Annotated in this window: 19 protein-coding genes and 2 pseudogenes; 5 read left to right on the top strand and 16 right to left on the bottom strand. The window is 72.1% G+C overall.

All coding sequences use genetic code 11. The features are described 5' to 3' along the window. The first annotated feature begins 1,057 nt into the window (after positions 1-1,057). The gene (locus tag ACGF2V_RS05940; RefSeq protein ID WP_362621383.1) at positions 1,058-1,306 is read left to right on the top strand and encodes a hypothetical protein; all 249 of its coding nucleotides are present in this window, start codon (positions 1,058-1,060) and stop codon (positions 1,304-1,306) included. 93 nt (positions 1,307-1,399) lie between these two features. Here the strand turns inward: ACGF2V_RS05940 and ACGF2V_RS05935 are convergent, their stop codons facing one another. Continuing rightward, entirely contained in the window at positions 1,400-1,639 is a 240-nt protein-coding gene (locus ACGF2V_RS05935; protein WP_362703732.1) for a hypothetical protein, read from the bottom strand. Then, positions 1,639-1,830 (bottom strand): hypothetical protein, encoded by a 192-nt coding sequence (locus tag ACGF2V_RS05930; RefSeq protein WP_362621381.1) that lies wholly within the window; start codon positions 1,828-1,830, stop codon positions 1,639-1,641. The genes ACGF2V_RS05935 and ACGF2V_RS05930 overlap by 1 nt, the downstream gene beginning before the upstream one ends. A gap of 147 nt (positions 1,831-1,977) precedes the next feature. Between ACGF2V_RS05930 and ACGF2V_RS05925 the strand changes: the two are divergent. Both ACGF2V_RS05925 and ACGF2V_RS05920 read left to right on the top strand, forming a co-directional pair. After that, positions 1,978-2,388, top strand: a pseudogene (locus tag ACGF2V_RS05925) (DsbA family protein); the annotation flags it as partial. 105 nt (positions 2,389-2,493) lie between these two features. After that, a complete protein-coding gene (locus ACGF2V_RS05920; RefSeq protein WP_392910916.1) occupies positions 2,494-5,307 on the top strand; it encodes a SpoIIE family protein phosphatase in 2,814 nt (937 codons plus the stop codon). Between the two features lie 59 nt (positions 5,308-5,366). Here the strand turns inward: ACGF2V_RS05920 and ACGF2V_RS05915 are convergent. The 6 genes and pseudogenes from ACGF2V_RS05915 to ACGF2V_RS05890 form a co-directional block, all read right to left on the bottom strand. After that, positions 5,367-5,537: pseudogene (locus tag ACGF2V_RS05915) on the bottom strand (VOC family protein); the annotation flags it as partial. Between the two features lie 90 nt (positions 5,538-5,627). Next, positions 5,628-6,545, bottom strand: coding sequence for an ectoine hydroxylase (gene thpD / locus ACGF2V_RS05910; RefSeq protein ID WP_362703725.1), 918 nt, complete (start codon positions 6,543-6,545; stop codon positions 5,628-5,630). Between the two features lie 5 nt (positions 6,546-6,550). Further along, complete coding sequence (locus tag ACGF2V_RS05905) at positions 6,551-6,949, bottom strand: ectoine synthase (protein ID WP_362703722.1); 399 nt, start codon at positions 6,947-6,949, stop codon at positions 6,551-6,553. 99 nt (positions 6,950-7,048) lie between these two features. After that, a complete protein-coding gene (gene ectB, locus ACGF2V_RS05900) occupies positions 7,049-8,317 on the bottom strand; it encodes a diaminobutyrate--2-oxoglutarate transaminase (RefSeq protein WP_362621373.1) in 1,269 nt (422 codons plus the stop codon). A gap of 193 nt (positions 8,318-8,510) precedes the next feature. Then, complete coding sequence (gene ectA, locus ACGF2V_RS05895; protein ID WP_362621371.1) at positions 8,511-9,041, bottom strand: diaminobutyrate acetyltransferase; 531 nt, start codon at positions 9,039-9,041, stop codon at positions 8,511-8,513. 339 nt (positions 9,042-9,380) lie between these two features. Further along, positions 9,381-10,487, bottom strand: coding sequence for an aminotransferase class V-fold PLP-dependent enzyme (locus ACGF2V_RS05890; protein ID WP_362621369.1), 1,107 nt, complete (start codon positions 10,485-10,487; stop codon positions 9,381-9,383). 133 nt (positions 10,488-10,620) lie between these two features. On the opposite strand from ACGF2V_RS05890, the gene ACGF2V_RS05885 reads away from it, so the two are divergent. Next, entirely contained in the window at positions 10,621-11,697 is a 1,077-nt protein-coding gene (locus tag ACGF2V_RS05885; protein WP_362621439.1) for an amidohydrolase family protein, read from the top strand. 327 nt (positions 11,698-12,024) lie between these two features. Beyond that, entirely contained in the window at positions 12,025-13,146 is a 1,122-nt protein-coding gene (locus tag ACGF2V_RS05880) for an SCO1860 family LAETG-anchored protein (protein ID WP_362621367.1), read from the top strand. 167 nt (positions 13,147-13,313) lie between these two features. Here the strand turns inward: ACGF2V_RS05880 and cobC are convergent, their stop codons facing one another. The 8 genes from cobC to ACGF2V_RS05840 form a co-directional block, all read right to left on the bottom strand. After that, on the bottom strand, positions 13,314-14,444 hold the full coding sequence (gene cobC / locus ACGF2V_RS05875; protein WP_362703718.1) for an Rv2231c family pyridoxal phosphate-dependent protein CobC: 1,131 nt from the start codon (positions 14,442-14,444) through the stop codon (positions 13,314-13,316). After that, on the bottom strand, positions 14,389-15,309 hold the full coding sequence (locus ACGF2V_RS05870) for a sirohydrochlorin chelatase (RefSeq protein ID WP_362621362.1): 921 nt from the start codon (positions 15,307-15,309) through the stop codon (positions 14,389-14,391). Before ACGF2V_RS05870 ends, cobC begins: the two co-directional genes overlap by 56 nt. Beyond that, on the bottom strand, positions 15,306-15,959 hold the full coding sequence (locus ACGF2V_RS05865) for a precorrin-8X methylmutase (protein ID WP_362621359.1): 654 nt from the start codon (positions 15,957-15,959) through the stop codon (positions 15,306-15,308). The genes ACGF2V_RS05870 and ACGF2V_RS05865 overlap by 4 nt, the downstream gene beginning before the upstream one ends. Next, the gene (cobJ, locus tag ACGF2V_RS05860) at positions 15,956-17,737 is read right to left on the bottom strand and encodes a precorrin-3B C(17)-methyltransferase (protein WP_362703716.1); all 1,782 of its coding nucleotides are present in this window, start codon (positions 17,735-17,737) and stop codon (positions 15,956-15,958) included. Before cobJ ends, ACGF2V_RS05865 begins: the two co-directional genes overlap by 4 nt. Next, entirely contained in the window at positions 17,734-19,041 is a 1,308-nt protein-coding gene (gene cbiE / locus ACGF2V_RS05855; protein ID WP_362704123.1) for a precorrin-6y C5,15-methyltransferase (decarboxylating) subunit CbiE, read from the bottom strand. The genes cobJ and cbiE overlap by 4 nt, the downstream gene beginning before the upstream one ends. Positions 19,042-19,106: 65 nt before the next feature. Beyond that, entirely contained in the window at positions 19,107-19,982 is an 876-nt protein-coding gene (gene cobM, locus ACGF2V_RS05850; RefSeq protein ID WP_362621356.1) for a precorrin-4 C(11)-methyltransferase, read from the bottom strand. Between the two features lie 231 nt (positions 19,983-20,213). Next, on the bottom strand, positions 20,214-20,960 hold the full coding sequence (gene cobI, locus ACGF2V_RS05845; RefSeq protein WP_362621354.1) for a precorrin-2 C(20)-methyltransferase: 747 nt from the start codon (positions 20,958-20,960) through the stop codon (positions 20,214-20,216). Next, the gene (locus tag ACGF2V_RS05840; protein ID WP_362704121.1) at positions 20,957-22,309 is read right to left on the bottom strand and encodes a cobyrinate a,c-diamide synthase; all 1,353 of its coding nucleotides are present in this window, start codon (positions 22,307-22,309) and stop codon (positions 20,957-20,959) included. Before ACGF2V_RS05840 ends, cobI begins: the two co-directional genes overlap by 4 nt. Between the last annotated feature and the right edge of the window lie 64 nt (positions 22,310-22,373).

Raw genomic sequence — 22,373 nt, 5'->3', positions numbered from 1 at the left:
GCGGGTTGGTTCACTGGTCGGGGGGAATAGCGGGCGAGTAAGGGGCCGATACCTGCCCTTCTTTGGAAGGTGCCCTGGAAACGCAAGAGACCCCCGACAGCCGAACCCACAGCGGGGCCGGTCATCGGGGGGTCGGTTGCACTCCTCGGCGACAGCACATAGGCACGAGCCACGCGAGGAATAGCAAGAGAACCACTGCGCCCCCTTGCTCGCTGAAACTGCAACCCACGCCGGATCGCTCGTGCCCGGACAATCCCAGCCCCCACCACACCGGCAGTCGCCCATTCCTCTGCGTAGTGAGCCATAGCGGACGCCTCATTCCTCGGCGCGGAACGTGTCGGCGTACCAAGCGTGCACAGCCTTTCGAGTAGCGGTGCAAGAGAGAGCCGAAAAAGACTTCCGCAGCCTCTAGGGCACCGGTGAATGACGCGCATCGAGAAAGCCGTCTACGCCTTGCCCTGTTTGTGGATGCCTCAGAGGGCATTGGGTGATGACGGGTCGCGGCGTCGGTTCAGATGCTAGTAATTGGAACGGACCGCAGGAACGGCCTAATGAGCCATGCGAGTTTTTTGCCTCACTGCCGATCTGGAAGGAAGGCGACGCGGAGTACCCCCCTGGCGATTCCCGCCAAAGTGTCCAATCTCCGTGATCCCATAACCAAAAGGGTAATCTACATGACAGGCTCCGAAATCGCGGCAGTAGCACGAGCTGGAACCGCCGTTGTGAGCGGGCTTGCCGGTCGCGCCTTTAGCTCACCGGAGTGGCCGAATATGCACGCCGCACTAATGGAACTCCACGAAATTGTGGACGAATGGCTTAATGCCTGCAAATCGACTACCGAGCTAGCGTTGAACGGTAGAGGTATGGATCACACGCAGATAAGGGAGCTGTACAATCACGCGAACATTTCTAGGCCACTGTTCCATCTTTTTTTAGTCCCGGATACTTGGAGCAGATAGAAAAGGATCTCGCGAACGTCGTAAACCCGAAAACTCCTGCACTGCACCGGTGGAGTCGAACCAGGCGCAGGGCAGGCAGACGAAGAAACTTGCGCAGCATGATGAAAATCTACTGCCCGGAACTTCTGGAGGACTTCGATGCCGCAGTGATTAGTCGAGGAGCCTGGGTGCGAAATAATCGCAAGCTGATCAAAGCGAGCCTCAAAACAGGCGAAATGCCGCCCGAGCTAACCATTATCCTCTCGGAGTCCGTTCAGACCGTCACTCATCTAGAGCACTTGAAGGCGGCAATCGTAACCACGATAAAGCACAAGTATCCGCTTGGGGGCGCGACAGAACAGGATTAGGTTGCCCTTAATCCTTCCCAGTAACTTCGCCCGAGGTTGCCTGCCCCTGCCGTCAACTCGGGGCATCCTGGTATCGGGCAGGGGGTGCGAGGCTTACGCGGCATGGGGGCCATTCGGCGGAATCACCGGGGGATCAATCAGGGTTCCGTCCGGGTGGCGGGGCGTGAGGTCGAGAACCACGAGCCGGTCAGCGTGCCGCATTCGCTGAACTTCCCTCGGCATCACGGTCTCTGCACTCATCGCCGCATCGGCCCACGCGGGCCGCTCGTGCGCATCACGGGGGAAGTGCGGGTAATCGCCGTTCGGCCCGGGGTCGAGTGCGTCAACTGCCATTACCTTTCCTTCCCGGAAAGATATTCCTTGCGCGCCTGCGCCAGTTCCTCGGCAAACACCGCGCCGAGTTCAGCGGAACGCTTCTCGACTTCGCTCTGTACGTCGTCAAGAATCATCGCGGCGTACCAGCGCTGTTCGGGAACTGTGACTTCCTCCCCGATGGACCGCTGTGCCCTCTGCGCTTCGGTCATCACGTGTCCGCGCCGGTAGCGGGCCGCGCGGTATTCGACGTATGCGGCGAACCACGGTTCAGCGGAAAGAGCCTCCGTGAATCGCTTGAGTGCATCGTCACCGGAGTGTGCTGCTTCGTCGGCTCGGGAGCGCCACGTTTCGGAGAACTCCACCTGGCCAAGGCCCGCGGTCGCCAGGACGAGCTGCTGACCCTCGCCTACCGGGCGAACTTCGCCGAGGAGCGTTCCGTCTACGACGCCGATGTGCTGGCCGAGCTGGCCGTCGAGGCCGGGCTCGACGCGCATGAGGCGCGGGCCGTGCTCGCCGATCCGGAGGCGTACGCCGACGAGGTGCGGGCGGACGAGCGGGAGGCGTCCGAGCTGGGGGCCAACGCGGTGCCGTTCTTCGTGCTCGACCGGCGGTACGGGATCTCGGGCGGCCAGCCCGCCGAGGTCTTCGCGCAGGCGCTCGAACAAGCATGGAGGGACCGGCCGCTGACCGCGATCGGCGCGGACGCCGCGGCCTGCGACGCCGACGGGGCCTGCGAGGTCCCGCGGAACGACGGCGGCGCCTCCTGAGCCCCGGCGCGCGCGGCGGGCCCGGGCCACGTCCGTGCGGAAGGTCGAGCGAGCGGCCGAGCCGACGAAGCGGACCGGGCCCGGACTTGCTCGCCCGCTGAGCCCATGCGGCGGCCGGACCGTGCCCGAGTGGCCCTGACCGGCTCTTGCCGCACGCGCCCCGGCCCCAGCGGTGTTACAAAGGGCAGTGTGGTCAGTCGTCGCGGCCGGTTCCGGAGCGCACAGCTTCGGTCACTCGCGGGCAAGTATCCTCGGAGCCTCGCAGGCCAGGTCTTCGCCCTGCAGGTGGCCGTGGTGGTGCTTCTCGTGGCCGCGGCCGTGCTGGCGCTCGTCGTGCAGTCCCGGCACGACAGCGACACGGAGGCGCGACGCCGTTGCATCGCCGTCGCGCAGACGTTCGCGCACTCACCGGGAGTCGTGGCCGCGCTGAAGAGCCCTGATCCGTCCAGGGTGCTCCAGCCGCTCACCGAGGAGGCACGGAAGGCGGCCGACGTCGACTTCATCGTGGTGACGGACACGAAAGGGATCCGCTACACGCACCCCCGGCCGGAGCTGATCGGGAAGAGGGCCATCGGCAACATCGGGCCACCGCTGGCCGGGCAGGTGTACACGGAGACCGTTTATGGCCCGCTCGGCCGCGAGGTGCAGGCGATCGTCCCCGTCCACGATCACGCGCGCAAGGTCGCGGGCCTGGTGGCCGCCGGGATGAAGGTCGCGAACGTGACCGGCGCGGTGGCACGGCAGATTCCGATCATCCTCGGCGCGGGAGCGGTCGCGCTCACCATGGCCACAGGCGGGACGGCGCTGGTGGCCAGACGGCTGCAGCGGCAGACCCACCGTCTGGGCCCCGCCGAGATGACTCGGATGTACGAGCATCACGACGCGGTCCTGCACTCCGTGCGCGAGGGCGTGCTCATCGTCAGCAAGGACGGCCGGCTGCTGTTGGCGAACGACGAGGCCCGACGGCTGCTGGACCTGCCGCTCGACGCCGAGGGGCAGCACGTCTCGGACCTGCCCGGCCTCGAGCCCGGCACGGTGGAGCTGCTGACCTCGGGGCGTGCGGCCACGGACGAGGTGCACCTCGCCGGGGACCGGCTGCTCGCGGTGAACCAGCGGCCCACGGACCGCCACGGTGGCCCCAAGGGGACGGTGACGACGCTGCGTGACTCCACGGAACTGCGGGCGCTGTCGGGCAGGGCCGAGATCGCTCGCGGGCGGCTGCGGCTGCTGTACGACGCCAGTCTCGGCATCGGTACCACCCTCGACGTGGTGAGCACGGCCGAAGAACTGGCGAAGATCGCGGTCCCCCGCCTCGCGGACTTCGTCACCGTCGACCTGGCCGACCCGGTCCTGCGAGGGGACGAGCCGACCGGTACGGGCGCGGAGATGCGCCGCACCGCCATCGCGAGCATCCGGGACGACCATCTCCTCTATCCGCGCGACACCCTGATCGACTTCGTCCCCTCCACACCGCAGGCACGGGCCCTCGCCACCGGCCGGTCGCAACTGGTGCCCGTCCTGTCCGCCGCGCCGGGCTGGCTCGCCCAGGACCCGGAACGGGCCCGGCAGATCCTCGATCACGGCATCCATTCCCTCATCACAGTGCCCCTCCGGGCGCGCGGCGTCATTCTGGGCATGGCCGAATTCTGGCGCTCGGAGAAACCCCAGCCGTTCGAGGAGGACGACCTGACCCTGGCCGAGGAACTGGCCGCCCGGGCAGCCGTCAGCATCGACAACGCCCGCCGCTACACCCGCGAGCACGCCCTGGCCGTGACCCTGCAGCGCAGCCTGCTCCCGCGGGCCCTGCCCGAACAGAGCGCACTCGAGGTCGCCCACCGCTACCTGCCCGCCTCCTCCGGCGTGAGCGGCGACTGGTTCGACGTGATCCCGCTCCCGGGCAGCCGGGTGGCGCTGGTCGTCGGGGACGTCGTCGGCCACGGCCTGCACGCGGCCGCCACGATGGGACGGCTGCGTACGGCCGTGCACAACTTCTCCACCCTCGACCTGCCGCCCGACGAGATCCTCGGCCACCTCGACGACCTGGTCGGACGCATTGACCAGGAAGAAGCGGAGACAGCCGCCGGCGCGGGGGTCATGGGAGCCACCTGCCTCTACACGATCTACGACCCCGTCTCCCGCCACTGCGCCATGGCACGGGCCGGACATCCCCCGCCCGCCCTGGTCAGGCCCGACGGCAGCGTGTGGTTCCCCGATCTGCCGGCCGGACCGCCCCTCGGGCTGGGCGGCATGCCGTTCGAGACCGCGGAACTGACCGTGGCGGAAGGCACACAGCTCGTCCTCTACACCGACGGGCTCATCGAGGACCGCACCCGCGACATCGACGTGGGGATGGAACTGCTGCGCCAGGCCCTGGCGGGCCACCCCGACCGGCCGCCGGAGGAAAGCTGCCAGGCGGTGCTCGACGAACTCCTGCCCAGCCGGCCGAAGGACGACGTGGCACTGCTCATCGCCCGCACACGAGCCGTCCCTCCCGACCGCGTCGCCGACTGGGACGTGCCGTTCGATCCCGCCGCGGTGGCCCGGACGCGCGCCGCCGTGGCCCAGAAGCTCGACGACTGGGACATGCCCCAACTCGCATTCGCCACAGAACTGGTACTCAGCGAGCTGACCACCAACGCCATCCGCTACGGCTCCGCACCGGTCACCGTACGACTGCTCCACGACCGCACCCTGACCTGCGAGGTGGCCGACGGCAGCAGCACCTCGCCCCACCTGCGGTACGCCGCCGCCCTGGACGAGGGAGGCCGCGGCCTCTTCCTCGTCGCCCGGCTGACCGAACGCTGGGGCACCCGGTACACCCCGCAGGGAAAGGTCATCTGGGCGGAACTGGCGCTGCCCCGGACCGGCGGGGACGCGGACGGCACGGCATGGTTGGACATCTTCGACGCGGAACTCTGACCGCCGGACCGGCGAGCCCCGAGGGGGCGCACCTCCCGGCCACCGTCCCCGTACCGCCCCTCGGGCACCCGGGTGAACAGCAGCGCGGTGCCCCGCGCCTCGACGAGGGCCTCGGGACCATGGGGGGCGTCGTCGTCAAGGAGCGGGGCGCCGAGCACCTCGGACCAGAAGCGGGCCGGCCCGTAGGCGTCGGCGTAGTCGATCGTGATGTGACGGACGAGTGAGGTCATGGGTCCTCCTCCATCGCCGACGGCCGTCACGGTCCACCGATTCGAGGCCGGGCGGGAAGCCTTTCCGCCCCGCCCGGCCCGCGGGGGACGTCACCTCACTGGTGTGAAGTCCCGTGCCCCGATGAACTCCGGACGCCGCGCCGGTGCCGCGAACGGCTCCTCGGCGGTGTTCTCCACGCTGTTGAAGACGATGAACACGTTGCTGCGCGGAAACGGGGTGATGTTGTCGCCCGAGCCGTGCATGCAGTTGCAGTCGAACCAGGTCGCCGAGCCCGGCGGGCCCGTGAAGAGCTTGATGCCGTGCCGGCCGGCCATCCTGGTCAGCGCCTCGTCGGACGGGGTGCCGACGTCCTGCATGCGCAGGGACTGCTTGTAGTTGTCCTTCGGGGTCGCGCCCGCGCAGCCGAGGAACGACGTGTGCGAACCGGGCATGATCATCAGCCCGCCGTTGGTGTCGTGGTTCTCGGTGAGCGCGATCGACACGGACACCGCCCGCATGCGCGGCAGACCGTCCTCGGCGTGCCAGGTCTCGAAGTCCGAGTGCCAGTAGAACCCCGAGGCACCGAACCCCGGCTTGACGTTGATCCGGGACTGGTGGACGTACACGTCCGAGCCGAGGATCTGACGGGCCCGGCCCACCACGCGCTCGTCGGTGACCAGCCGGGCGAAGACCTCGCTGATCTTGTGGACCTCGAAGACCGACCGGACCTTTCGCGACTTCGGCTCGACGACCGAGCGCTCGTCGGCGCGCACCGAGGGGTCGGCGATCAGGCGGTCCAGTTCGGCGCCGCAGGCGGCGACCTCGTCCGGGGCGAGCAGCCGGTCCATCGTGAGGAAGCCGTCGCGCTCGAAGTTTTGGAGGTCCTTCGCGGCGATCGGCCCCGGGGTGCCTGGCGCGGACCAGACGACCGGGTCCTGCCGGGGGGTGACCATCTCGGCCGTGCCGCGCGTGGGGTAGAGGTCGGGGCGTGCGCCGGTGGGTACGGCCGTGTGTGCGTCGGTGGTCATGGGGTTCAGCCCTCCTCGGTCAGGAGGGGGTAGACGCCGTTCTTGTCGTGTTCCTCCCGTCCGGTGACCGGCGGGTTGAAGACGCAGACGGAGCGGAAGTCGGTCTTCGGCCGCATGGTGTGGCGCTCGTGGCCGTCCAGCAGGTACATCGTGCCGGGGGTGATCCAGTGCTTCTCGCCGGTCTCGTCGTCGGTGAGTTCGGCCTCGCCCTCGACACACAGGACGGCCTCGATGTGGTTCGCGTACCACATCGACGTCTCGGTGCCCGCGTACATGGTGGTCTCGTGGAGCGAGAAGCCGACGTTCTCCCGCGCGAGCACGATGCGCTTGCTCTCCCAGGTGCCGGAAGCGGCCTTCACATGCCGGTCGGTGTTCTCGATGTCGCTGAAGGATCGGACGATCACGGTGGGTGGGTCGCCTTTCTCTGTTCGGTGTCGCCCTCTGCGGGGCTTCTCCTCGGGGCCGGTCCCGACGGGCCGGCACGGGTCGGCCAGGGGCAGGGGTCAGGCCGTCTCGCGGATCGCGCGGGCCAGTGTGCGCAGCCCCTCGTCCAGTTCCTCGGGGGTGACGGTCAGCGGTGGCAGCAGCTTGACGACCTCGCTCTGCGGACCGGAGGTCTCGACCAGGAGGCCCAGATCGAACGCGCGGGCGCAGACCGCGGCGGCGCGCGAGGTGTCGGCGAACTCCACGCCCCAGACCAGACCGCGGCCCCGGAACCGCGCCCCGAGCCGGGCGTGTTCGTCGCAGATCGCGAGAAGCGCCTGTTCGACCTGCTCGCCCCGGGTCAGGGTCTGCTTCTCCGTCTGGCCGTCCGTCCAGTAGGCGTCCAGCGCGGCGGCGGCCGTGACGAACGCCGGGTTGTTGCCGCGGAAGGTGCCGTTGTGCTCGCCCGGCCCCCAGATGTCCAGCTCCGGCCTGAACAGGCAGAGCGACATGGGCAGTCCGTACCCGCTGATGGACTTCGACAGGGTGACGATGTCGGGGGTGATGCCGGCCTCCTCGAACGAGAAGAACGCCCCCGTGCGCCCGCATCCCATCTGGATGTCGTCGACGATCAGCAGCATGTCACGGCGACGGCACAGGGCGGCGAGCGCCCGCAGCCACTCGGCGCGCGCCACATTGATGCCGCCCTCGCCCTGCACCGTCTCGACGATCACGGCGGCGGGCTGGTCGAGACCCGACCCCTGGTCCTCCAGCAGTCGCTCGAACCAGAGGAAGTCGGGCACCCGGCCGTCGAGGTAGTTGTCGAACGGCATCGGGGTCCCGTGCACCAGCGGGATACCGGCCCCGGCCCGCTTGAACGCGTTGCCGGTGACGGCCAGCGAGCCCAGCGACATGCCGTGGAACGCGTTGGTGAACGAGACGATCGACTCGCGCCCCTTCACCTTGCGGGCCAGCTTCAGCGCCGCCTCGACCGCGTTGGTGCCGGTCGGGCCGGGGAACATCACCTTGTACGGGAGGTCGCGCGGGCGCAGCACGTGGTGCTGGAAGGACTCCAGGAAGGCGCGCTTCGCGGTGGTGGCCATGTCGAGGCCGTGGGTGATCCCGTCGCGCTCGACGTAGTCGATCAACGCGCGTTTCAGCACGGGGTTGTTGTGGCCGTAGTTGAGGGATCCCGCGCCGGCGAAGAAGTCGAGGTAGTCGTGGCCGTCCTCGTCGGTCAGACGGGAGCCCTGCGCACGGTCGAACACCGCGGGCCAGCCGCGGCAGTAACTCCGTACCTCCGACTCCAGGGTCTCGAAGACGCTCAGCGCGGGCGGGGTGATGGTCACAGGGGGTTCTCCTGCTCGAGGGGGGTGTGACGGGTGACGTCATGCGTTCAGGAGGGTGTCTCGGAAGGGCGGCCGGAGCGACGCTTCGAAGCCGCCGTTCGTCAGGCCGTTGCGGGCAGCCGGTCGAAGAAGTCGTTCAGGAGGCCGTCCGGGAGATGGTTCCGAGGCCGCTCCGGAGGTCGTTTTCGGGCGTTCAGGACGGGAACGGGCCTATGCGGTACAGGACTTCGGGCAGATGCGTTCCCTCGGGGAACAACTCGCCGTCGAAGAGCACCTCGCGCTCCAGAGCGGCCGCGTGGCGTCGCGCGTACGAGGTGAACAGCCGGTCCGACGCGGTGTTGTCCGGGGTGACGGTCGTCTCGAGGCAGGACAGGCTGCGCGCTTCGGCCACGTGCGAGGTCAGCGCGTCCAGCAGCCTTCCCGCCAGCCCGGACCCGCGGTGGGCCCGGTCGACGGCCACCTGCCAGACGACGAGCGTTCCGGGGCGGTCCGGCCGGAGGTAGCCCGTCACGAAGGCGACGGGCTCGCCGGAATCGTCGCGGGCGACCACGGAGGTGGCCGCGAAGTCACGGCACCACAGCAGGTAGCTGTACGAGGAGTTGAGGTCCAGGACCTCGGAGTCGCGGGCGATGCGCCAGATCGCGGCCCCGTCCTCCACTCGTGGGGTGTCGATGGTGAGGAATTCGCTTCGGGCACGTGCGCAATCTGCTGGTGCGGCGGTCATGCAAATTGAATTTACCCAGCAAATTTCCAAATCGCATCGACGCGAGGGGTTGGGCAGGGAGATTCCCTCTGTTATCACGCGGGCGTGTGCACCGGCGCGACCCGGCTGCGCTTTCCATCGTTTTGGGGCCATTTTATCCGGCATAACGGTCGCGCTGTGGAGTCGGTCACAAGGTCATAACTCTCGGATCACGCAACGGAATTGTGTGGACCGGGCCCGGAAGGGATTCCTTGGAAGTCGGGTGTTTAGGGTCTGGGAAAGCGGGCAGAAGAATGCGGGGAGCTGCCCTGGATAAAGCAGCTCCCCGCATTTATTGAATAGCGCGTGAACGGCGCGTTTTCATGCGCTCGGCCAGGTTTCCGAAACGGCCTTGCGGGCAGTTTCGAAGTCGACCTGCCGGCCCGTGTCGGCCAGCGCCGCACCCAGAGCCGCGAGCGAGGACTGCACCGCGCCCCGCGTCGCGTCCACCCCGTAGTGATTGACCCGGATCATCTCCTTGGACAACGCACCCCCGCCCGCGATCAGCGGCAACGAAGGATCGGCCGCGAGCGCCCGTGCGACCAGCTCCGCCGCGTCCGTGCCCTCGGGCGCGCGCAGGGTGGTGGCGACCGGCGCCGCGTCCCTCGCCTCGTGGACGTACGGCGACAGCCCGCCGCCGAGCGCCAGCGCGCCCGCCCGCGTCGCCGCGGCGGCCGAGGCGTGCCGGGCCATCAGCGCGTCCAGGCCCTCGCCCTCGATCCGGTCCACGCACGCCTCCAGGGCCAGCATCTCCAGCTGGGCGGGGGCGTGCAGCAGCGCCTTGCGGCCGCCGTCGATCCAGCGCTCCTTCCAGTCCAGGAGCGAGAGGTACGAGCGGCGCGGGGCCCTCGGGTTGGCCGCGATCCGTTCCCAGGCGCGCTCGCTCACCGACACCGCCGACACCCCGGCAGGGCCGCCCATGGCCTTCTGCGCGCCGATCACGCAGAGGTCGACGCCCCACGCGTCGGGCAGCAGCGGCTCGGCGCCCACCGAGGCGACGGCGTCCAGCATGAACAGCGCCCCGTGCGCGCGGACCACCTCGCCGATCTCCGCGACCGGATTGGTGTTGCCCGTCGCCGCCTCCGCGTGGACCAGGGAGACGAAGTCGATCTCCGGGTGCTCCTCCAGCGCCCGCGCGACCTGGTCGGCGGTGACCGCGGTGTGGAACGGGACCGCCAGGTCGACGACCTCGGCGCCGCAGTCCCGCAGCCAGTTCCCGAAGGTCTGCCCGTACGGCCCGGTGACGACGTTCAGCGCGGTCGAACCGGGCCGGGCGCCGCCCCGGATGCAGCCTTCGAGCGGGAGCAGCGCCTCGCCCTGCATGATGACGACGTCCTGCTCGGTGGTCAGGAGGCCGGCCACCCGCTGTTCGATGGCCGCGAAGCGCGCGGCGGTGAGCGGGGCGAGGTCGAGGAACGGGTGCGTCACGGTGGTGCTCTCTTCGGATCGGGGGCCGTGCGCGGCGGTGCCGTGAACGGACGGGGCTACCGTCGAAGCGTACCGAGGGGCCCGGAAGGGGGCTCGTACAGTGCTGTCCATGAGTGATCGCAGAGCAGCGAGGGTGCTGCACGTGAAGGGGCGGGTGCTCGTCGGTCCCGACGAGGTCCGGGACGAACTCTGGGCTGTCGATGGGCGGATCTCGTACGAGCGGCCGGCCGGTGCCGACGAGGCGCTGACCGTCACCGGCTGGGCGCTGCCGGGGCTGGTCGACGCCCATTGCCACGTCGGGCTCGACCTGCACGGGGCCGTCGACGCCGTGACCAGCGAGAAGCAGGCGGTCGACGACCGGGAGGCGGGGGCACTGCTGCTGCGGGACGCGGGTTCGCCCGCCGACACCCGGTGGATCGACGACCGCGAGGACCTGCCGAAGATCATCAGGGCCGGGCGGCACATCGCCAGGCCGCGCCGGTACACCCGGAACTACGCCCACGAGATCGAGCCGGAGGACCTCGTCGCGTACGTCGCGCAGGAGGCGCGGCGGGGCGACGGCTGGGTCAAGCTGGTCGGCGACTGGATCGATCGTGAGGTGGGCGACCTGGCCGCCTGCTGGCCCCGCGGGGCGGCCCGGGCGGCCATCGCCGAGGCGCACCGGCTCGGCGCCCGGGTCACGGCGCACTGCTTCGCCGAGGACTCGTTGCGCGATCTCGTCGAGGCCGGGATCGACTGCGTCGAGCACGCCACGGGGCTGACCGAGGAGACGATCCCGCTCTTCGCCGAACGCGGTGTCGCGATCGTCCCCACCCTGGTCAACATCGCCACGTTCCCCTCGCTCGCGGCGGGCGGCGACGCCAAGTTCCCGCGTTGGGCGTCCCACATGCGGCGACTGCACGAGCGGCGCTACGACACGGTGCGTGCCGCGTACGACGCCGGGATCCCGGTCTTCGTCGGCACCGACGCGGGTGGCGTGCTGGCCCATGGGCTGGTGGCGGACGAGGTCGCCGAACTGGTGAAGGCGGGCATCCCGCCCCTGGACGCGCTGTCCGCGACCACCTGGGGCGCCCGTGCCTGGCTCGGGCGGCCGGCGCTGGAGGAGGGGGCCCCCGCGGACCTGGTGGTGTACGACGAGGACCCGCGGGCGGACGTGCGGGTGCTGGCGGCGCCGCGACGCGTCGTGCTGAACGGGCGTGTGATCGGCTGACCGCCGTCGGGGACGCACCGCGTCGACGGGCGGTCACCGAACGTGTGCCGTCTCGCGGAAGCACCGATGCGTGCGTCCCGTCGCGGTCGGCCTCCGTGCCGTCCGTGCTCGGTGGAACGGGCGGGCCGGAGGGGCGCACGTGGAGGTACACGTTCCGAGAAATTCGAATAGAGGCACGGAAACCTCCCTTTAGAGTGAACTCACGTCAGGTGTCTGCCAGTTCACCCTCCGTGCGTAAAGCTGTCGGGGTCGAGGCCACCGGTGCCCGCGATGTCCCCCATTGGGCGGTGCCGGTGGCTCCATGTCTCTTGTGGGGGTTTCACCATCTTGAACAGCAACACCTTCCGCCTCGCGGCCCTGGCGGTCGCCGCCGCTCCGGTCGCCCTGCTGGCCGCTTTCCCGGCGCAGGCCGCCGCCGCGACCACCACGACCGACGGCGACGGGAAGGCGAGCGCGGTCGTGCTCCGTACCGCGCTCGACGTCTCGCTCCTGAACAAGGCGATCGAAGTGCCGCTCAGGGCCTCGCTCAACGAGGTGCACGCACCGGCCGACGCCAAGCAGACCGCGCTCAGCGTGCGGCTCGACGGAGTGGACGGCGGTCGTCCGGTCAATGTGCTCAGCGCCGACGTGGCCACCTCGAAGGCGACCGTCGACAAGCGCCGGGCCGAGGGCTACAGCAACGTGGTGAAGGCCCGGGTCCATGTGCCGGGCCTGCCGGCGCTGCCGCTGGTCGAGGTCGAGAAGGTCACGTCCAAGGCGGTCTGCGAGGTGGGCAGGAAGCCGGTCGCCGAGTCGAACGTGCTGGGTCACCTCACGCTCCTCGGTCAGCGGATCGATCTCTCCGCGAGCGGGAGCACGCGCATCAAGGTGCCGGCGGTGGGCGAGGTGACTCTCGACCTGTCGAAGAAGAGCACCACCTCGCGCACGGCCGCGGCGACCGCGCTGCAACTCAAGGTCTCCGTCAATCCGCTCAAGCTGAACGTCGCCGATGTGCAGGGCGAGGTCACCCTCGTCCAGGCGACCTGCGAGACCCCTAAGGGCACCGGGACGGGTGGCAGCGACGGTGGCGCGAGCGACGGCGGTTCCGGCAACGGGGGGAGCAGCGGCGGTGGTTCCAACAGCGGCGGTTCGGGCAACGGCGGTACGGACGGCGGTGGTTCGAACTCGGGCGGTTCGAACTCGGGCGGTTCGAGCAACGGCGGTTCGAGCAACGGCGGCGCCGACGGCGGTTCGAGCGACGGCGGGACCTCCGGGAACGGGGGCGGCAGCAAGGGTTCCACCGGCGGCGACGTGAAGCCCCAGACCGGTACCGGCCACGCCCCGGACGGCTCCAACCTCGCGGAGACCGGAGGCAGTTCCGCGACGCCGTACATCGCGGGCGGCGCCGCCGCGCTGCTGGCGGTGGGCGCCGGAGCGACGGTCCTGGCCAGGCGCCGCGCGCGGAGCTGAACGTGCCCGTAGCCGAACGCGCCCGTGGGTGAGCGCGTTCGGGAGCGATCCCGGGGCCGGTCGGTCCACCCGGCCCCGGGATCCGCCGGAACGGTCTTGCTCACGCGCGGCGGTGGTCGGTGCTGCTCACGCGCGGCGGTGGTCGGGGCGTCCGCGCGCGGCGGTGGTCAGCGGACGGGCGTCAGCGACTGCAACGCCTGGTCGAGCGACTGGAGGAAGCGGTTGGTCGTCGCGCGCCCGCGCACCGCCAGCCGCAGCCACTGCGGCCCGAGCCCCGGGAACGTGTCCCCGCGACGCACCGCAAACCCCAGCACCCGCAGGCGTTCGCGCACCTCCGCGGCCCGTTCCAGCCGCATCAGCACGAACGGGCCCTCGGCCGGCTCCGACACCTCCACCTCGGTGAACTCCCGCAGCCCCGCGACCAGATGGGCCCGGTCCACCGCGATCCGCTCCGCCGCGGCGGCGGCCTCGGCCAGGGCCCGCGGCTCCATGCACGCCTCGGCCGCGGCCAGTGCCGGGGACGACACCGGCCACAGCGGCTGCGCCGCTTCCAGCGCGGCCACCGTCTCCGGGGCGGCCAGCACATAACCGATCCTGAGCCCCGCGAGGCCCCACGTCTTGGTGAGGCTGCGCAGCACCACCAGGCCGGGCACGTCCGTCCGCCCGCACAGCGCCTCGCGTTCGCCCGGCACCGCGTCCATGAACGCCTCGTCGACCACCAACGTCCGCCCGGGACGCGCCAGTTCCTCCAGCACGGCCGCCGGGTGCAGGACCGACGTGGGATTGGTCGGATTGCCGACCACCACCAGGTCCGCGTCCTCGGGCACGGCCGCCGGGTCCAGCCGGAAACCGTCCTCGGCCCGCAGCAGCACCCGCCGCACCTCGTGCCCGGCCGCGCAGAGCGCCGCCTCCGGCTCCGTGAACTGCGGATGGATCACGACCGGGCGGCGGGCCGGCAACGCCCGCGCGATCAGCACGAACGCCTCCGCCGCGCCCGCCGTCAGCAGGACCTGCTCGACCTGCAGCCCGTGCCGGGCCGCGACCGCCGCCCGCGCCGGACGCCCGTCCGGGTAGGCGGCGAGCGAACCCAGCGCATGGGCGATCCGCTCCCTCAGCCAGGCCGGGGGAGTGTCCGCCCGTACGTTGACGGCGAGATCGGTCAGATCCCGGCCCCGCCCCCGTATCTCCGCGTCACCGTGGTGCCGCAGATCGTACGTGCCCGCGCCTGTCGCGTCGGGACTTTCAGTGGGAGTGTGCATGACCGCCGTGGTGGTGATGATGGTGGTGGCCGTCGTCATCGGGGTGGAAGTGCGGCTGCTGCGGCAGTCCCACCTTGTCCTCGAAGCCCGGCAGCGCGATTCGGTAGACGCATGAGTCGCAGTTCATCCGCAGATCGCCCTTGACCGCCTCCCCGTAGCGCTCCATGACCAGGTCGTACAACTCCTCGGCCGCACCGATGACCTCGGCGCAGCGGACATCGAGCTCCGGGTGGGCGGCGGCCCACTCCTCGGCCTGATGACGGACCCGGTCCGGCAGGATCCCGGTGAAGAGGAAGTACGGCAGAACGACTATGCGCCGGGCACCCAGCTTCACGCAACGGTCGAGACCCGACGACACGTCCGGCGCCGCGAGCGACACGAACGCCGTCTCCACGCCCGCGTAGCCGCGGCCCTCCCAGAACAGCCGCGCCGCCTTGAACACCTCGGCGTTGGCGTCCGGGTCGGTGGAACCGCGCCCGACCAGCAGCACGGTCGCCTCCGACCGGTCGGTGTCGCCGAGCGCCTCGTCCACCCGGCGCTCCAGCACCTTCAGCAGTTCCGGGTGCGGGCCGAGCGGGCGGCCGTAGGTGTACGCGATGCCGGGGTGGCGTTCCTTCTCGCGGGCCAGCGCCGCCGGGATGTCCCCCTTGGCGTGACCGGCCGACACCAGCATCAGCGGCACGGCGGCGAAGCGCCGGACACCCCGCTCCACCAGTTCGGTCACGGCCTCGCCGAGCGGCGGCGGTGACAGCTCGATGAAACCGCCCGCGACGGGCAGCCCGGGGTGACGGCGGCCCAGTTCCGTGACGAACTCGCGGAACGCGGCGGCGCCGCCGTCGTCCCTGGTTCCGTGACCGGCGACGAGCAGGGCGGGCCGGTCGGGCGGGGTGGCGGGGGTGGTCACTGGTTCTCCTTCTTCTCGGCGTCCGGGGCGGACACGTCGTTCGTGGCGGACACGTTCCCGGCGCCGACGGCGGACGGTGGGTGGTACAGCAGGGCGTTGAGCGCGGCCGACGCGACGGCCGAACCGCCCTTCTCGGACACGTTGCTCACGGCGGGCAGACCGCTTTCGCGCAGCGCCGCCTTCGACTCGGTGGCGCCGACGAACCCGACCGGCAGCCCGATGACGAGCGCGGGCGCGGCATCGAGGACGAGCAGTTCCTCCAGCGCGGTGGGCGCGTTGCCGATCACCCAGATCGCGCCGGGCCCGACCTCCTCGTACGCGAGCCGGATCGCGTGGGCCGAACGCGTCAGGCCGGGGCCGGAGCCGGCCTCCCTCAGACGGCACACGGTCTCGCGCCGGGTGATGCCCGCCGCGACCATCTCCACGTCGGTGACGACCGGCGTCCCGGCGTGCAGGGCCGCGTGTGCGGTGACCAGCGACGTCTCGTCGCAGACCAGGTCCGTCGCGTAGCCGAGGTCCGCCGCGGAGTGGATGACCCGCTCCACGACCGCACGGGTCAGCGGAGGGAAGTGCGAGGTGTCCAGGCGGGCGCGCAGCCGCCGGTACGACTCCTGCTCGATGGGGTGGACGGCCCTCTCCCAGGGGTTCATCGCCCGCCCTCCCCGGGCCCGGCGGCCGACTGCCAGCGATAGCCGCGCGGGGTCACCATGCGGCCCGCGATCTCCCGGGTCGCCGTGTTGCCGACCGTCACGACCGTCATCATGTCCACCGTCGCCGGGTCCAGGGCGGCGAGAGAGGTCACCCGGCCGCTCCCGTCCGGGCGGGAGGCATTGCGCACCACACCGACCGGCGTGGCCGGATCCCGGTGCTCCGCCAGGATCGACAGCGCCTTGGGGAGCTGCCAGTCGCGGCCCCGACTGCGCGGGTTGTAGAACGTCACGACGATGTCGGCCTCGGCCGCGGCCCGCACCCGGCGCTCGATGACCTCCCAGGGCGTGTGCAGGTCGGAGAGGCTGATCGACACATGGTCGTGGCCCAGCGGGGCGCCCAGGATCGCGGCGGCGGCCAGCGCGGCCGTCACCCCCGGCACACCGACCACGTCGATGTCGCCGCCGGCCTCGGCGAGCGCGGGAGACGCCATCGCGTACACGCCCGCGTCACCGCTGCCGATCAACGCCACCGCACGGCCCTCGCGCGCCTCGGCGACCGCGGTGCGCGCCCGCTCCTCCTCGGCGCCCAGCCCCGACTCCAGGACCGTGGTGCCCGGCCGCAGCAGGTCCCTGATCTGGTCCACGTACTGGTCGAGCCCGACCAGCACCGAGGCCCGCCGCAGCTCCTCCCGGGCCCGGGGCGTCAGCAGGTCGCGCGCGCCCGGCCCGAGACCGACGACGGCCAGCCGCCCGCGCGGGGCACGGCGCACCACCGCGCACGTCGCCATCGCCGCCCGCCCCTCGGAACCGGAGGGCGGCGTCGACTTCCGCTTCGGCACGAGGAGTTCGCCCCCTTCCGCGAGCGCGGCGGCCTCCGCGACCGACGGCGTCCCGACGGCGGCGAGCGGCGCGCCGGACGGGTTGGGCACCTCGACGCGGGCCAGCACGTCGGCCGCGTACGTCCGCAGCGGGACACCGAGGCGCGCGGCGGCGTGGACGATGCCCGGCTCCTGCGCCTTCGCGTCGACCGTCACCAGCTCGGCGACGCTCAGCGGCGAGAGCCCGGCCTCGCGCAGGGCGCCGTGGATCAGGCCGACGACCTCGTCCACGGGCGCCCCCGTGGACGCGCCGACGCCGACCGCGAGCGACGCGGGCCGCAGCACGGCCTGCCGTGCCCCGGACTCCACGACCCGGTCGGTGACGTGCAGCACCGCCGCGCCTGCCGTGCCTGCCCCGCCTGCCGTGCCCGCCGTGTCCTGAGCGCCCGGGAGCGCGGCACCGGGGACCACGTTCGGCGGCAGCGCGGGCAGCGGCCACACCGCGTCCGCCCGCAGCTCCACCGGAGTCCCGTCGAGCATCGCCCGCGACACCCCGGCCACATCGCCCTCCACCGGGAGGCCCAGCATGTCCAGTCCCGGCAACCCGGCCGCGTCCGTCGCGGTCGTCACGACCGGGGCCGCGCCCAGGACCTCGCCGACCGCCTCGGCCAGCGCGTTCGCCCCGCCGGCGTGACCGCCGAGCAGGGCCACCGCGTGGCGGCCCGCCTCGTCGACACAGACCACGCCCGGGTCCGCGGACTTGTCCGACAGCAGCGGCGCGAGCAGCCGCACCACGGCCCCCGTCGCCAGGAAGCAGACCAACTGCTCGCACTCGGCGAACGCCCGGTGCACGGCCTCGCGCACCGGTCCCTCGTAGACCACGGCACGGCCGGGCCAGGCCGCGGCCAGCCGGTCTCGGGCGGCGGCGCCCGCCGCCGTCGCGGAAATCAGGCCGATCACTGGATCGCTCCTTCACTTGCGCCCACGCGTGCGGCCACCCGCGCACGCTCGCTTGCCTGCGCCGAGGGGCGGCTGCCCCACAGCAGAAACACCGGGTTCGTCGCCGCGAGCCGGGTCACCCCGCCGGGCAGCGGCGCCAGCCGGGAGGACTGCAGCAGCACGCCCTCGGGCTCCAGCCCGGCACCGGCCAGCGCCGCACGCACCTGCGGCACCCGGTCCAGGGAGGCCAGCGCCACCACCACCGCGCGCCGCGCACGCCGGGCGCACGCCGTCACGACGGCGGGCAGTTCGCGCCCGCCGCCGCCGACGAACACGGCGTCCGGATCGGCCAGCCCGTCGAGCACGGCCGGGGCCGAACCGTGCACCACGTCGACGTACACCCCGTGCGCGGACGCGTTCGCCCGGATCCGCCCGACCCCGTCCGCGGCCTTCTCCACCGCGACGGCCGCGGCGCCGAGCCGTGCGCACTCCACCGCCACCGAACCCGATCCGGCGCCGATGTCCCACACCAGGTCACCGGTGCGCGGGCCCAGCCGGGCCAGCGCCAGGGCCCGCACCTCGAACTTGGTGATCATCGAGTCGCGGTGCTCGAACTCCGCCTCCTCCAGCGCCCATCGGCCCGGCCCCACGGACGCGCCCGCGAGGGTCCGAGCCGGGGACAGCGCCCGGGACTCGTCCAGGCACAGCACCACGCTCACCGGATCCGGCCAGTCGCGGGCCACCGCCTCGGCGGGGGTGAGCCGTTCGACGTGCTCCCGTCGCGGATCGCCGAGCGCCGTCGCCACGACGAGCGTGCGCCCCCCGGCGCCGTGGACCAGCCCGGCCGCCAGCCGACCGGGCCCGGCGCCGGGCCCGGTCAGCACGGCCACCTTCGGGTGTGCCAGACAAGCGTTGACCGCAGTGCGCGGTTCCCGTCCGTGCGCGCTGACCACGACCGCGTCGTCCCACGTCAGCCCGAGCCGGGCGAACGCGACCGCGACGGACGGCGCACCCGGCCGCACATCGAGCGCGTCCGCCCCGAACCGCTCGGCGAGCGCCCGTACGATCCCGAAGAACCCCGGGTCGCCCGAAGCCAGCACGACCACCCGCGCCGCGCCACGGGCCAGGTGCTCCGCGACCCCGTCGAGCGCGGGCGCGAGCCGGCCGAGCACGATCCGCTCGACGTGTCCGGTGCCTTGGGCGTCCGCGTCCGGGTACGCGGCCTCCAGGTGGCGCCGGGCGCCGATCACCAGCGTGGCCGCCTCCAGTGCCTCCCGGGCCTCGGCGCCGAGCGGCTCGCCCGTTCCCGTGCCGAAGACCCGGATCGGCGCGGCCGTCCGGGCGCCGGGGGCGTGAACCGACGCGCCGGGCCCCACGGCGTGAGCGCCGCTCACGAGCCGGACCGCTGGGCGCGCAGCTCGCCCCGTGCCGTCCTGTCGGCCTTGCGGAAGCCGTGGAAGTGCCCCGGGTGGTAGAGGTGCGAGCGCGTCCCCGAGGCCGACAGCGCCGGGCCGACGAGGAAGAGGGTGTGCTTCCAGAGCTTGTGCTCCTTGACCGTCTCCTCCAGGGTCCCGACCGTGCAGCGCAGGATCAGCTCCTGCGGCCAGGTCGCCTGGTACGCGATCACGACCGGTGTCGATGTCGGGTAGCCGCCCTCCAGCAGCTCCTGGGTGAGCCGGCCGGACCGGGCCGCCGACAGGAACAGCGCCATCGTGGTGCCGTGGCGCGCGAACTCCCGCACCTCCTCGCCCGGGGGCATCGGCGTCTTGCCGCCGCCGAGCCGGGTCAGGATCACCGACTGCGCGACCTCCGGGATCGTCAGCTCCCGCTGCGCGATCGCCGCGACCGCCGAGAACGACGACACCCCCGGCACGACCTCGACCGCCACGCCCAGCTCGGCGCACCGGTCGATCTGCTCCTGGGTGCCGCCCCACAGCGCCGGGTCGCCGGAGTGGATGCGGGCCACCTTCAGCCCCTCGGCTGCGGCGCGTTCGTACACGGCGACGACCTGCTCCAGCGACATCCGCGCCGAGTCGAGGATCTCCGCGCCCTCCCGGGCGTGCTCCAGGACCTCCTCCTGCACCAGGCTCGCCGCCCAGATGACGACATCGGCGTCCGCGATGGCCCGCGCCGCCCGGAAGGTCAGCAGATCGGCGGCGCCGGGGCCGGCACCGACGAACGTCACTCGGCCCCGGGCGGGCGCGTCGGCCGCTGCGGACGTGTCGGCCGTGTCGACGGCTGCGGACGCGTCGGCTGCTTCGGACATGGGGCGGGGTCCTTTCCGGAAGGGAAATGTTCAGGCACTGCACGACCTGCGGGGGCTCACCGGGCCCACGAGGCATGGGGTATGGCGGAGGAATTCAGGGGCGGAGGGAGGAAGAGGCCGGGGCGGGGCCGCCGGGACGCGCCCCACGACACCGGCCGACGGAAGCGCACGGCGGTGTCCGCGGCGCTCGACGACCGCCGGCCCGCCACCACGGCACCGCTCCCGCGCGCCTCACAACTTCCCGCCGCGCCCGCCGTCACGCGGCGCGGGCGCGATGAGCGTCGACAGATAGGGCAACGGCCCCTCGTCCAGGTCCGCCGCCGGCCGGATCGACTCCTCGGGCAGCCCGAGCGCCGAACCCCACACCGCGTCCTCGGTGCGGCCGGTCTCCCGCAGCGCCGCGGCCACCTCCGCCGCCAGTCGGCCGAACTTGTACGCGACGACCGTCCCCGGGCCTTCGAGCGCCCGCCTCAGCACCGCCGCGCCCGCCGTCACCGGCACCAGCGTCAACGGTTCCGTGCCCTCCGTCAGCACCGCTCCGCTGCGGGCTGCCAGGTCCTGCATGGCCGTGATCCCGGGCACCGTCTCCACGGCCGTCCCCGGCAGCGACGTGCCGATCGTCTGGGCGAGGTAGGTGAACGTCGAGTACACATGGGGGTCGCCGATCGTCGCGAACGCCACGGAGCCGTGCGCGCGCAGCAGCTCCGCGACCCGCTCACCGGCCGCGTCCCACGCCGCCTCCCGGCGTGCCCGGTCCGTCCGCTCGTTGAGCGCGAACACCACGCGCACGACCTTCTGTGCCGGTACGTAGCGCAGCACGGTCGCCTCGGCCCGCCCCCGCTCCCCGGTGTCCATCACCGGAACGACGACGACCGCGGCGTCCCGCAGCGCGTTCACGCCCTTGACCGTCACCAGCTCCGGGTCACCGGGTCCGACCCCGACGCCGATCAGCCTGCTCCTGACATGACCGTGGTTCATCCCTCGCACCTCTCGACGAATCGCCGGGCCGCAGCGGGCGTGGCGGCCCAGTGCGTATGCAGATAGCTCGCGTGCACGCCCCGCCGTACGAATCCCTCCACGCGCCGCTCCGGCTGGTGCAGTCCCCACGCCGGTCGCGCCCCGGCGCCCGGCTCCAGGACCGTGCGATGGAACTCGTGCCCGCGCGTGCGCGTCCCGGACGCCGCGAGCACGCTGTCGCAGACCGCCACGGCCTCCCGGTAGCCCAGCGTCAGCCGCTCCGACATCCGCGCCTCGGCGTCCAGCACCCCGCACATCGGCAGCCCGTCGAGCGAACGCGTCAGATACAGCAGCCCCGCGCACTCGGCGGCCACCGGAGCCCCGGACTCCGCCAGCGCGGCGACGGCTCCGCGCAGCGACGCGTTGGCGGACAGCTCCGACGCGTACACCTCGGGGAAGCCCCCGCCGACGACCAGACCCCGCGTGCCCTCGGGCAGCGCCTCGTCCCGCAACGGGTCGAACGGGACCACCTCGGCGCCGGCGGCGGCGAGCAGTTCGCTGTGCTCGGCGTACGAGAACGTGAACGCGGCCCCGGCCGCGACGGCGACCCTTCGCCCACCCGGGGCGCGCCGGGCGACGGGCCCGCCGCACGCGTCCACCGCCGCCGCCGGGTCCCACGGCTCGCCGGGCAGCCCGGGCGCGGACCGGGCCAGCGCCCACAGCGCGTCCAGGTCGCAGCCCGCCCGCACCCGGTCCGCCATCGCCGCGACCGCGTCCAGCGCGTCGCGCCGCCGCTCGGCCACCGGCACCAGACCCAGATGCCGCGACGGCACCGCCACCCTCTCCGTCCGCCGCAGCACCCCCAGCACCGGCACACCGGACTCGTCCAGCGCCTCCCGCAGCAGCGCCTCGTGCCTCGGCGAGCCGACCTTGTTGAGGATCACCCCGCCGATCCGTACCTCCGGATCCCACGAGGCGAAGCCGTGCACCAGCGCGGCCACCGAGCGCGACTGCGACGAGGCGTCGACGACCAGCACCACCGGCGCTCGCAGCAGCTTCGCCACCTGCGCGGTCGACGCCAGCTCGCCGTTCCCGGCGGCGCCGTCGTACAGGCCCATCACGCCCTCGACGACCGCGAGGCCGCAGCCGCGCGCCCCGTGCGCGAACAGCGGCGCGACCAGCTCGGGGCCGCACAGGTACGCGTCGAGGTTGCGGCCCGGCCGGCCCGTGGCCAGGGCGTGGTAGCCGGGGTCGATGTAGTCGGGCCCCACCTTGTGCGGGGACACGGCCAGACCTCGCCCCGCGAAGGCCGCCATCAGCCCCGTGGCCACGGTCGTCTTGCCGCTGCCCGACGCGGGCGCGGCGATCATCAGACGTGGAACGTTCACCGGACACCACTCCCGGTTCGCCCGGCGCGCGCCCGGTGCCCGCTCC

This window comes from Streptomyces sp. NPDC047982 (assembly GCF_043204165.1).
In the GTDB taxonomy this organism is placed as follows: domain Bacteria; phylum Actinomycetota; class Actinomycetes; order Streptomycetales; family Streptomycetaceae; genus Streptomyces.
This window is presented reverse-complemented; position numbering and strand designations above follow the sequence as displayed.